This is a genomic window from Yersinia sp. 1252 StPb PI (assembly GCF_048593885.1).
Classification (GTDB): Bacteria; Pseudomonadota; Gammaproteobacteria; order Enterobacterales; family Enterobacteriaceae; genus Yersinia; species Yersinia enterocolitica_E.
The window spans coordinates 1-11,799 of the sequence record NZ_JAZGQE010000149.1 but is presented as its reverse complement, the minus strand read 5'-3'; the positions used below and the strand labels follow the sequence as shown (position 1 = coordinate 11,799).

The following is an 11,799-nucleotide window of genomic DNA, read 5'->3' as shown; positions in this document are numbered from 1 at the left end:
AGCTAAATAATTACTTTTGTAGGTAGGTACTGCTCATTAATTCCTCTATTGTTATCCTCTTCATCACCTCCGTCGCCAGCCAAGAATGTGACTAGTCACGTTATATCATCGTGTTGGCAGCGGCGCTGGCTATTGTCATATAACAAGGGATAAAGAATGAAATTAGAAACATTATCTATTCATGCAGGTTATTCACCGGACCCCACCACCAAAGCCGTTGCGGTACCTATTTACCAGACTTCCTCCTTTGCTTTTGACGATACCCAGCATGGTGCTGATCTGTTTGATTTAAAAGTCGCCGGCAATATTTACTCGCGCATCATGAACCCCACCAATGATGTCCTGGAGAAACGGGTTGCCGCTCTCGAAGGGGGGATTGCCGCTCTGGCCGTGGCTTCCGGTATGGCGGCGATTACTTATGCTATCCAAACCATTGCCGAAGTGGGGGATAATATTGTGTCGGTGGCCAAGTTGTACGGCGGGACTTACAATCTGCTGGCGCATACGTTACCGCGTTATGGGATAGAAACCCGGTTTGCCGATCATGATGATATCGCCGCATTGGAAGCCTTAATCGATGACCGAACTAAAGCAGTTTTCTGTGAATCGATTGGTAATCCTGCTGGGAATATTGTTGATTTGAAAAAATTGGCTGATGCGGCTCATCGCCATGGTGTGCCATTGATTGTCGATAATACCGTCGCAACACCAATCTTGTGTCGACCATTTGAACACGGTGCGGATATTGTGGTTCATTCATTGACCAAATATATCGGCGGTCATGGTTCCAGTATTGGCGGTATCGTGGTGGATTCGGGTAAGTTCCCTTGGACGCAATACCCTGAGCGTTTTGCTCAATTAAATACCCCTGATCCGTCATATCATGGCGTGACCTATACCGAGCAATTCGGCGCGGCTGCCTATATTGGCCGTTGCCGGGTGGTGCCATTGCGCAATACTGGCGCTGCGTTATCGCCGTTCAATGCTTTCCTGATTTTGCAGGGGCTGGAAACATTGGCTTTACGTATGGAGCGTCATACTGAAAATGCGCTGAAAGTCGCGCACTATTTGCAAAACCATCCACAAGTCAGTTGGGTTAAATACGCAGGCTTACCTGATCATCCTGAGCATGAACTAGCCCAGCGCTATTTAGGTGGCAAACCGGCCTCGATATTGTCATTTGGTATTCATGGCGGCCAGGAGGCGGGCGGGCGTTTTATAGATGCGCTGAATTTGATCGTGCGCTTAGTGAATATTGGTGATGCCAAATCACTGGCTTGCCACCCAGCGTCAACCACCCACCGTCAGCTTAACGATGAAGAGCTGATCAAGGCGGGCGTACCGCGGGATATGGTGCGCCTATCGATTGGTATTGAGCATATTGATGACATTCTCAATGATCTTGCTCAGGCACTGGATGCTGCCAAGTCTTAGTCCGGCATTATTATAAGTTCTAATGGAGAACGGCCGGTAACTTAAGGGGAACCGGCCGAGAGTATTTGAATAGATTTAACGTGTTGCTAGCGTTGCAGCAATGACATCTGCATAAGGCGTTGTCGGCCGGCCAATCAGTTTTCTCAATGTATGACTGTCATCAAACAGCCCTCCTTTAGCCGCGCCAGCATCAGAATCTGCTAATAGGCTGGCGAAAACATCAGGTAAACCGGCATCGAGCAATGCTTGCTTGAAATCTGCTTCAGACAAATCGTGGTACACCACAGCTTTACCTGACTGGCGGGCAATTTCTGCCGAGAATTCAGCCAGTGTATAGATATCGTCACCGGCTAATTCGTAAACTTTTCCTGCCTGGTTTTCCTGAGTTAGCACCACAGCGGCCGCTTCGGCATAGTCTTCACGTGCGGCAGAGGCGATACGCCCCTCAGCTACTGCGCCGATAAATGCGCCGTGTGCCAGGGCTGGCGCGATACTTGCTGCATAGTTCTCGGTATACCAACCGTTACGCAATAACACCACGGGCAGACCTGATTCACGTAATAGTGCTTCGGTCGCCCGGTGTTCTTCGCCTAACCCCAGTGGGCTTTTATCCGCATGTAACAAACTGGTATATGCCAACAATTTAACCCCTGCACGCTTGGCCGCCGCGATCACGGCGCTATGTTGGGCAATACGCTGACCCACTTCACTCGATGAAATTAACAGTAGTTTATCAACACCTTGAAAGGCGGTATCCAGCGTGGCTGGTTGGCTATAGTCAGCTTTGCGGATTTGAACACCTAACGCCGCCAGCTCGTGGGCTTTGTCCGGGGTACGTACCGCAGCAATAATCTCACTGGCTGGCACTTTTTTAAGTAATGCATTGATAACAAGGCGGCCCAATTGGCCTGTGGCACCGGTTACTGCGATCATAATGACACTCCAGATTTGATGTTATGAGAAAGATGACAGACAGTTGGCAAAGAATAAAAACCGCATGATTGGCCAGAAAGTTGCCCTTAAGTTCATCATATGCAATATACTAACTTTACGTAAGTACGCACCAAAAGGTTAGTATGAAAATAATAGAGCCGCAAAATTTGAGTCACACTGTTTCGTTTCCCGAACAAGTTCGGCGGGGTGAATTACTCAATGCTGATTGTCCCTCAAGAGAAGTGCTCAAGCGCGTAACCAGCCGTTGGGGGGTGTTAGTCTTGATTGCGTTAAGCAATGAGACTCTGCGTTTTAGTGCGTTGCGCAGAAAGATTGGCGGTGTTAGTGAAAAGATGCTGGCACAAACTCTGCAACACCTTGAAGAAGATGGTTTTGTTGAGCGTATTGCTTATCCGGTAGTACCACCTCATGTGGAATATAAATTAACGCCGTTGGGGAAGGAGATTCAGGAGCAGGTGGAAGGGCTGACTGTATGGCTTGAGGCCAATCTGCACCGCATTATGGCGCAACGACAACAGCGGGCAGAATTAACGACCAATACGTTGTAACAGCAGCCATGGCATCAACCATAGCTGCTGTTAGGATTTATCGCATAAAAGCATCACAGAGTTTTCAACGCTTCCACCGACTCGATAGCCATGGAGGCGATAAACTCGGTCACGCTATAATCGGCAACCGCATTAAACGGATCTTCGGCCAATATCTTATCCAGCTCTTCACGGGCAATACTTTTGGCCAAAATAATGCCACCGGTACGCGGCACTTTACGGCCTGATGCGATAAAAACACCTTGTGTATAGTACTTTTTCAACCACTCTTTATGACTTTCAGTGAGTGCTTCGACCACATCGATAGGTTGATGGTAAGTCAGACTGACAACAAACATGCGAAACTCCTTCAGGGCGAATGTCTAATTAAGATAACGCCTTGGCTGATGGCTGGCATCTTTAAAATGCATAATTATTAATTTTTATCTTAAGTTTTGGCCTTCATAGCTAAATTTGGCATATCCAAAGCCATAATCGTTATTTCACCTTTGCGCGCGGCAGCGTCTACCCTTAAAGCATCAGTTTCATCCCGCTAGATAAATAACGCAGAGGTAGCAATGGCTAAGATTACAGCATGGTTTATCGGTCTTCCCCTGTGGTGGTCAGCGCATTCAGCCGCGAGCGATACCGTCCTGCATCAAGCGGATGGTGCGCATCTATTAGAAACTATCAATGCTATTGGTGGGTTGTATGGTATTGAGTTTATCCATCACGATGGTGCTTGAACCGCACGGTGATTGCACTAGATGGCGGGCAGAAAATAAAATCATCTGCCCGGATAAACATATTTAGCGGTAAGCGGCTAAAGCAGCTCGCATCCCCACACGTTTAATTGTTTGCAACTGTTCAGTAATGCTATTGGTGAGCTGCGGGATGTGATTGAGGTCTTGCCCCCAATGGGGGGTGTCGGCTAATACCAATTGCACCAATCCCTCCATTGGCAGTGAACCGGCGTCAACGTCGTGCCACAGGGAGGCGAAACAATTTAGCCAGTGGGCATCATCCTGTAATGCAAAACATTCATCGTCACGTTTTCCTCGATAAAACATCAGTAAGGCGGCAAAAGCAAAGGTGAGTCGTGGCGGTAACTGCCCGTTATTTTGCTGGCTGGAGAGCAACTGAGGCAAAATACGGGTACGGAATTTGGTCATGCTATTGAGGGCAATAGACAGCAGTTGGTGCTGAATAAACGGGTTACGAAAACGGCTCAACACGGCTTGAGCAAAGGTTTGTAGCTCATCCGCGGGTAAATCCAACACTGGAATGATCTCTTCGCTGATCAGTTGTGCGACGAATTGACTGATTTGCGGGTCGGCCATGGCCTCGCCGACTGTATTTAAACCGGCCAGAAATGCGACCGGCACCAATGCGGTATGGGCACCATTGAGAATTGCTACTTTGCGTTCTTTATAGGGCTTAATATCATCGACGATTCGAATGTTTAGTGGGTATTGATTCAGACGTAGTTCCTGCGCTAATGATTGCGGTCCTTGGATCACAAACAGGTAAAAGTATTCTGCGGTATCGAGGAATGCATCGTGATAACCCAGGTGGTTTTCCAGGGCCACAGCTTCATCGCGGGGATAGCCGGTCACGATACGATCGACCAATGTAGAGCAAAACGTATTGTGCTGTAATAACCATTGACTGAAACCTTCGCCTAAATTCCAGCACTGCGCATAGCGTAGGACTAACTCCAGCAATGCTTCGCCGTTATAATCGATCAACTCACATGGCAACAGCACCCACCCCTTATCGGCTGCCCCGGAAAAATGTTGAAAACGCTCAAACATGAGCCGCGTTAATTTCGCGGGATAACTGGCGGGAGGCGTATCACCAAACTTATCATCTTCCAGATAACTTATCCCAGCCTCCGTAGTATTGGAGAACACCCAACGAATATCTTCATTACGGGCGAGGGCGAGGTAGCTGTCAAAGTCCTGATAAATATTGATTTCGCGATTAACCGAGCGAATGATGCGCGCATCACTGACTTTCTCACCCTGTTCGTTTAAACCGCGAATAATCGTGGTGTATAAGCCATCCTGAGTATTAAGTGATGGGGGGAAATCACTGTTAATCGGGCGGACCACTACGACACCGGCATTAAGGTCGGTATGTTCATTTAGTCGGTCCAATTGCCAATCGACAAAGGCGCGCAAGAAGTTTCCTTCACCAAATTGAATCACTTTATCCGGGTGAGTACGGCCAGGAAAGTTTTCGCGGTTTAACGTTAGCATGGTGTTATATCCTTAAAATGAGTGAGATCAGAATTGAATAACGCCTTTGATAAGATCTTTATTCTTCACGACCTGCTGTTCATAAATATCTGCCAAGGTATTGAATTCAAAACGATGTGTCAGGATCATGTCCGCCGATAATTTGCCAGCGGCCATTAATTTCCCCACTTTGTCAAAATCCTCAAAGGTGGCATTTCTGCTGCCCATCATGGTGGTCTCTTTCTTATGGAAGTCAGGATCAGGGAAACTGAGATCACCTTTGAATAAGCCCACAAATACAATGCTGCCCCCGTGACGGATAAAGTTGAGGGTGTTATTCATTGCTCGTTGGTTACCTGTGGCATCAATAACTTTTAATGGCAGCATGCCAGCAAATTGCTGGCGTAAATTCTGCTCAAATCCGGCATCGCTGGGATCTAATGCCCGGATATCCAACAGGTTTTCTACATGTTCACGGCGTTGTTCACTGGTGTCGGCCATCACTACATAGGCACCATCGGCTTGCGCAATGGCGGCCACACCCAAGCCAATTGGGCCAGCACCGACCACCAAAACATGCTCATCAGGGTGAACATCGGCACGGCGCACGGCATGGGCGCTGATGGCAAAAGGTTCAATCAATGCAGCCGAGACGGGATCTACATCGTCGACCACCAATAAATTACTGACTGGGACGGATAAATACTCACTGAAACCCCCGTCTTGATGGACGCCAATAACAGAAATGTTTTCGCAGCAATTGGTTTTACCGCTGAGACAAGAATTACAGTGCTGGCAAGCAACATAAGGAATAACGGCAACGCGTTGCCCGGCATGCATATTATTGACGTTATCCCCCAGCGCTATTATTTCGCCACAAATTTCATGACCCAATACCCGTGGATAACTAAAGAACGGTTGATTACCTGCCCAGGCATGTATATCTGTGCCACAAATACCAACATTTAAAACCTTTATTAAGGCTTCATTAATTCTCGGTAACGGTTGAGTTCGTTTTTGATAAATAAGTTTGGTTGGTTCAAGGCAAACTAAAGTATTCATCGTGGTCATGATTATTCCTCCAAAAGGTGAGGTTTGATATTCATTAAAAATCACAACCAGGTTTAAATCGAATGTGATATTTGTGAGGGATGACGAATTATTCTGTTTTAAATTGGTTTTAAATGAATAAAAAACAGCTAAGGATAATCATGAGCAGAACACAAAATCTTCGTCACAATGTCATCAATCAGATGATCGACGCTATTGCCAAAGGGCATATTACATCACCACTTCCTTCTCAAGCTTCCCTGGCAGAAATGTACAGTATCAGCCGAACAACTGTGCGTAATACCCTGAGTCATTTAGATCACTGTGGCGTGTTGGAGAAGGTCGGCGACTACTACATTATTGTCAGAACACCCCAATCAGAGGACGGTTTTGATTGTATCAGTCAGTCACCAGACGCTCAGGCCGACGTATTTGAACGTGCTTTTTTTCAGATGATTAATCAACGTCAGCTTCGTGCAGGAGATTCCTTTTCAGAGTTACAACTTGCTCGTGCCGCCAATGTCAGCGCTGTGGTGGTTCGTGAGTTCTTACTGCGTTTTTGTCGTTATGACCTCATTGTTAATATCCGCCGTGGTCAGTGGAGCATGAAAAAATTTGATCAAAACTATGCTGAAAAGTTATTTGAGTTACGTGAAATGTTGGAAACGCATGCGCTAAATCGCTTTTTAAATCTTGCACATAGTGATAAGCGTTGGCTGCAAGCCAAAGAGCTATTGGCTCGCCATCGGCAATTGCGGGATACCATTGGCAGCAGCTATCGCATGTTTTCACAGTTAGATCGTGATTTTCATACCCTGATACTTTCTGCTGCTAATAACCCATTTTTTAATCAATCTCTGGAGATTATTTCAGTTATTTTCCACTTCCATTATCAATGGGATGAGAGCGATTTAAAGCAGCGCAATATCGTGGCGATAGAAGAGCATATGGCAATTTTAAGTGCGTTAATCTTTCGCAATGATCTGGATGCGGTGCGCGAGTTACGGCGTCATCTTGATACCGCTAAGCAATCAATGATTCGTTCGATCACGCAGTACAGCGAATGATTAACCACCTAGAGAGTATTGCTGAAAGCGCATGCTAAGATAAAAAACTGGATAAAAAACCGCATAAAAAACCATTAAGGACAGATAAAATCCAGCAAACTATTAATCATCTCACGTATTCATCACAAAGATATGCTGTATATAGAATGCCCACATTAACCTGAATTTCAGTTAACTTATCTCTCTATAGTTGACGCTGTAATAAGTCTGTTTTCTTGAGATTTTTATTTCCTAATCGATTCATATCGGCCAGGTTTTTCTATGAATCGCAATATGAATATATTATAAAGTTCAGGAGCTGGGCGTGGAAAAAAATAATGTCGTGATAAATAATGATGCGGGTGTATTAAAGCCAATATCAGATGAAACCCCCAAGGTCATACTACATACAGAGCGTTCTAGTCGTATTAAAAGAATTCAAACCGTATCGATGGTTTTATTATTCTTGGCCGCAGTTATTAACTTTCTTGACCGTAGTTCTTTATCTGTAGCGAATTTAACCATTCGTGAAGAGCTAGGGCTAAGTGCCACGGAGATTGGTTTTCTGCTTTCCGCATTTTCTCTGGCATACGGTATTGCTCAACTGCCGTGTGGCCCGTTGTTAGACCGTAAAGGCCCGCGCATTATGTTAGGGCTAGGCATGTTTGTATGGTCATTCTTTCAGGCGCTATCCGGGGCAGTTCATACCTTTACGCAATTTATTCTGGTACGTATTGGGTTAGGTATCGGTGAGGCACCCATGAACCCTTGCGGTGTGAAAGTGATAAATGACTGGTTCAATATTAAAGAACGTGGCCTGCCTATGGGGATATTTAATTCCGCGTCGACAATTGGTTTAGCCATCAGTCCACCTATTCTGGCCGCCATGATGATGGTTATCGGTTGGCGTGGGATGTTTATTACCATTGGTCTTCTGGGGATCGCACTTTCTATCGGTTGGTATCTGCTTTACCGTAATCGTGACAGTATCAATTTAACCGAAGCAGAACAAAAATATCTTGATGCTGGCAGTGTTAATGTAAGTCGTAAGCCTATGAATTTTAAAGAATGGCGTGGCTTGTTCCGTAATCGGACTATGTGGGGCATGATGCTGGGCTTCAGTGGCGTCAATTATACCGCATGGCTCTATCTGGCATGGCTACCGGGCTATTTGCAGACAACGTATCATTTAAATCTTGCCAGCACTGGCATGTTTGCTTCTATTCCCTTTATTTTCGGCGCGGCAGGCATGTTATGTAATGGATTCGTTACCGATTTTCTGGTCCGTCAGGGTATGGCTCCTTTAAAAAGCCGCAAAATATGCATTGCGGTCGGTATGTTGCTGTCAGCGGCATTTACCTCTGTCGTCGTCCGTGCTGACACTACCGGGAGTGCGGTTATATTAATAGGCATGGCACTGTTCTGTATTCACTTCGCTGGGACATCATGCTGGGGGCTTATACATGTCGCGGTCTCTTCTCGTATGACTGCATCGGTTGGCAGCATACAGAATTTTGCCAGTTTCATATTTGCATCATTTGCACCGGTGATAACGGGTTGGATAGTTGATACCACTCACTCATTTAGCCTGGCATTAACCATCTGTTCTTGCGTTACTGTCCTCGGGGCTCTGTCTTACATATTCATTGTACGTGAACCCATTTTAGATACCGCAAAATAAAATGAGCAAGGCCGATCACAACTCTCGATGAGATAACGATCGGCCTTTCTTGGTTATCTTTGTGGCTGGCAATGATGGCGGCGCTTAAACCAGGATTGCATCATGCCTGGGCGTGAGAACATCACTAAATTACCCAATAGGATGAGTAGTAAACCAATAATGGCATTCAGGTGCCAGTGATAGCCTTCATAGAAGGTTGATATGGTTAGGGCCACCAGCGGAAATAACAAGGTGCTATAAGCCGCACCACTGGCTCCGATTCGTCCAATCAAGCTGAAATAGGCGGCAAATGCAATCACGGAACCGAAGATAGCCAGATACAGCAATGAGCCAAGGTAACGTGGCGTGAGTTCGAGAGTAAAAGAGTGTTGTTGAATCAGACTGAAAAGTCCCATCACTGCCGCACCATAAGTCATGGCATAAGCATTGGTTGACAGAATATCCAATCCCCTGCGTTGGTGGCGGCTACTGATCATATTACCCAGAGAAAAACCATAGGTACCCAGCAAACTTAAGCCAATACCTTTAAGTAATTCCGGGGCCATTTGTGTGGCGGTCAGATCTTGCCAGAACAAAGCAACAATACCTATCATGCCGAGGATACTGGCTGGCAGCAGGTTAGGGCTAAGGCGTTGGCGAAAGAAAAGCATGCCATTGATGGCATTAAACAGTACCGCCATTGAGAAAATAACCGATTCCAGACCGCTACTGATATAAGCCGCAGCATGATAAAAACAGTAAAAATTAAAAGCAAAGACACAAACCCCTTGTGCCAGACAAAAAAGGTGGTCACGTACCGTGAGCTGGTGCAGTCGGCGGGCGAGCAGTAAAACGATCATCATGACACCGGCCGCCAGCACAAACCGATAAAAAATGGACACAGTAATAGCAACATCACCTTGCTGTTGTAGGGTAATAGCAATCCAGGTCGTTCCCCAGATCAGTACAACTAACAAATATAGCAGCGCGTTCATCGTTATTTCTCATCACAGCTAGAAAACAGCAGTATCCGGTATGGGAAGCAGAGGCGCTTTCAGCGGCTTGCTTTAAATTGCAAAATCTTGCGCATTTTTACGATAAATCACTGGAAAATATAGTCTGCCGTCTGGCAAGCCATTAAACTGGTTGCATCCGCGTACCCAAAGGAAGTCAGCGCAATGTTGGAACGGTATCAAGCTTTTGAAACCCTAAAAGAACACAAAGCGCGCTTGCATGATTGTGTGCAACTCGGCTCGGGTATTCAATTGGCTGCCTGGTCTAACCGTGATGACTGTATTACACAAGAAAGCCCTGATCACCACACCTTGAGCCTGTATGTTGCCGATGGCTATGAGTGCTATCACAAAACACGCGCTGGCTGGAAAAATGGCGGTGGACCGGATCGTTTTTGTATTATGCCAAAGGGCAGCTTATCCAGTTGGGATGTGCGGGATGACCTGTCATTTGTACATTTGTATTGCACCGATAAGCATCTGCGCCAGCTAGCTGAACAAATTTGGGAGCGCAGCCCCCAGTCAATTCAGGTTGATGAACGAATTTTCGCAGAAGATCCGCAAATAACGTTGTTATATCGCCAATTTTTACTGAATTGTAACTGGCAAGAACAGGCCAATCATTTAGCCCTCAGTAGTGCTGCTACCTTGTTGATGACCCATTTATTAAAAAATTACACCCAGTTGCAGTGGGCGATCCCCGTAATTCGCGGTGGGTTGTCTCCGGCAGTGTTAAAACGGGTGAAAGAGTATATTGACGAACATCTTTCACAGCCGTTGCTGTTGTCAGACCTTGCTGAACAGGCAGGGTTGAGTGAGTTCCATTTCGCACGGATGTTTAAGCAGAGTACTGGGCTGGCACCACATCAATTTGTGTTGAAAGCGCGGTTATCTCGCGCAGACCAGCTATTAAGACATAGTATGATGCCGCTTATTCACATTGCCCTGGAGTGTGGTTTCAGCTCTGCCAGCCACTTCAGTAACTGTTTTAAAGTGGCTTATGGCCTAACGCCCTCGACTATTCGGCAACGCTAATCACAGCACGCTATAAGGGGCAACTTAGGTCACCTTCAGCACAATCAAGGAATGACTGTAGTTCTGCCGAGCGAGCTTCAGTTTTGTGGGTCAAACAAGCCGAGATAATCATAGGATGCACTGAACCGCCTTCGGTGGCTGAGGATTGGAAGGTACAATCTGCGTCACGGTATTTTATCCAGGTAAGTTGCGCACTCTTTAATAATGCTCTTTGGGCAACTGGGGTTTTGGCCAAAACCTGTTTATAAATACGGTTTAGTTCGGTATCGGCTTTCTTATAATCTAAATTTGCGCACTGGTTCATATCCAGTTGTGTCAGTGCGTTCTGGCAGTCAAGTGCCAATGCCTGGTGGACGGGTAATGCCAGTAGCGATATCAATATGATCTTCTTTAACATGATTATTTCTCCCCAATAATAGTCAAAAAATAATGTTAGCCCCACATTAAATAATGTGAGGCTCAGAATTATATTACATTGGTTTCTTAGGTACCCACTCAATCTCTTTTTTCATCTCAGTAATTTTTTTGTTCGGTGATTTTTTACAAACATCAATCACTTTTGGTGTGTAGACCTGGTCTATTTCCTGGAAATCTACGCTATCGCCTTTTTTATACTGGATATCCTGGTTTAGGATCCAGAAAGCGACGGGGGTCATACTTTTCGGATTAAGATCAAGGAATTCTTTGCAGGTCATCTCTGTTGGGGTAGTGGGTGATGATGCCGCGAATACTGTGTTAACGGTTACGAGCATGAGTGTCACAATGACACTCTTAAGCAGTGATTTATAGAACATGACTATTTCCTTATCTATATATTATATTTCAACTGATATTATTGTT

Annotated in this window: 13 protein-coding genes; 6 read left to right on the top strand and 7 right to left on the bottom strand. The window is 45.8% G+C overall.

Translation table 11 applies throughout. From position 1 onward, the window contains the following. The first annotated feature begins 156 nt into the window (after positions 1-156). Positions 157-1,434, top strand: coding sequence for a bifunctional O-acetylhomoserine aminocarboxypropyltransferase/cysteine synthase (locus tag V2A85_RS18090; RefSeq protein ID WP_372559236.1), 1,278 nt, complete (start codon positions 157-159; stop codon positions 1,432-1,434). A 75-nt stretch (positions 1,435-1,509) separates the two neighbouring features. Here the strand turns inward: V2A85_RS18090 and V2A85_RS18085 are convergent, their stop codons facing one another. Continuing rightward, entirely contained in the window at positions 1,510-2,367 is an 858-nt protein-coding gene (locus tag V2A85_RS18085) for an SDR family oxidoreductase (protein WP_420072012.1), read from the bottom strand. A gap of 143 nt (positions 2,368-2,510) precedes the next feature. Here V2A85_RS18085 and V2A85_RS18080 point away from each other — a divergent pair, with 143 nt between their 5' ends. Beyond that, positions 2,511-2,936: a winged helix-turn-helix transcriptional regulator gene (locus V2A85_RS18080; protein ID WP_372559234.1), complete on the top strand. Its 426-nt coding sequence runs from the start codon at positions 2,511-2,513 to the stop codon at positions 2,934-2,936. 53 nt (positions 2,937-2,989) lie between these two features. Here the strand turns inward: V2A85_RS18080 and V2A85_RS18075 are convergent, their stop codons facing one another. Continuing rightward, positions 2,990-3,274, bottom strand: a complete 285-nt coding sequence (locus tag V2A85_RS18075; RefSeq protein WP_083158564.1) for a YciI family protein — start codon at positions 3,272-3,274, stop codon at positions 2,990-2,992. 219 nt (positions 3,275-3,493) lie between these two features. Between V2A85_RS18075 and V2A85_RS18070 the strand changes: the two genes are divergently transcribed. After that, positions 3,494-3,661 (top strand): hypothetical protein, encoded by a 168-nt coding sequence (locus V2A85_RS18070; RefSeq protein WP_420072011.1) that lies wholly within the window; start codon positions 3,494-3,496, stop codon positions 3,659-3,661. A 63-nt stretch (positions 3,662-3,724) separates the two neighbouring features. Here V2A85_RS18070 and V2A85_RS18065 read toward each other — a convergent pair whose 3' ends face one another. Continuing rightward, positions 3,725-5,176 (bottom strand): tagaturonate reductase, encoded by a 1,452-nt coding sequence (locus V2A85_RS18065; protein ID WP_420072010.1) that lies wholly within the window; start codon positions 5,174-5,176, stop codon positions 3,725-3,727. A gap of 27 nt (positions 5,177-5,203) precedes the next feature. Then, positions 5,204-6,226: a zinc-binding alcohol dehydrogenase family protein gene (locus V2A85_RS18060; protein WP_420072009.1), complete on the bottom strand. Its 1,023-nt coding sequence runs from the start codon at positions 6,224-6,226 to the stop codon at positions 5,204-5,206. A 140-nt stretch (positions 6,227-6,366) separates the two neighbouring features. On the opposite strand from V2A85_RS18060, the gene V2A85_RS18055 reads away from it, so the two are divergent. Then, entirely contained in the window at positions 6,367-7,272 is a 906-nt protein-coding gene (locus V2A85_RS18055; protein WP_420072008.1) for an FCD domain-containing protein, read from the top strand. 430 nt (positions 7,273-7,702) lie between these two features. Beyond that, positions 7,703-8,932 (top strand): MFS transporter, encoded by a 1,230-nt coding sequence (locus V2A85_RS18050; protein WP_372559912.1) that lies wholly within the window; start codon positions 7,703-7,705, stop codon positions 8,930-8,932. A gap of 53 nt (positions 8,933-8,985) precedes the next feature. Here V2A85_RS18050 and V2A85_RS18045 read toward each other — a convergent pair whose 3' ends face one another. Continuing rightward, a complete protein-coding gene (locus V2A85_RS18045; protein ID WP_372559229.1) occupies positions 8,986-9,906 on the bottom strand; it encodes a DMT family transporter in 921 nt (306 codons plus the stop codon). Between the two features lie 183 nt (positions 9,907-10,089). Here V2A85_RS18045 and V2A85_RS18040 point away from each other — a divergent pair, with 183 nt between their 5' ends. After that, complete coding sequence (locus V2A85_RS18040) at positions 10,090-10,959, top strand: helix-turn-helix domain-containing protein (RefSeq protein WP_372559228.1); 870 nt, start codon at positions 10,090-10,092, stop codon at positions 10,957-10,959. A 10-nt stretch (positions 10,960-10,969) separates the two neighbouring features. Here V2A85_RS18040 and V2A85_RS18035 read toward each other — a convergent pair whose 3' ends face one another. Together V2A85_RS18035 and hdeB are read right to left on the bottom strand one after the other, a co-directional pair. After that, a complete protein-coding gene (locus V2A85_RS18035; protein WP_372559227.1) occupies positions 10,970-11,356 on the bottom strand; it encodes a lysozyme inhibitor LprI family protein in 387 nt (128 codons plus the stop codon). Positions 11,357-11,429: 73 nt separating this feature from the next. Then, positions 11,430-11,753, bottom strand: coding sequence for an acid-activated periplasmic chaperone HdeB (hdeB, locus tag V2A85_RS18030; RefSeq protein ID WP_372559226.1), 324 nt, complete (start codon positions 11,751-11,753; stop codon positions 11,430-11,432). Positions 11,754-11,799 lie beyond the last annotated feature (46 nt).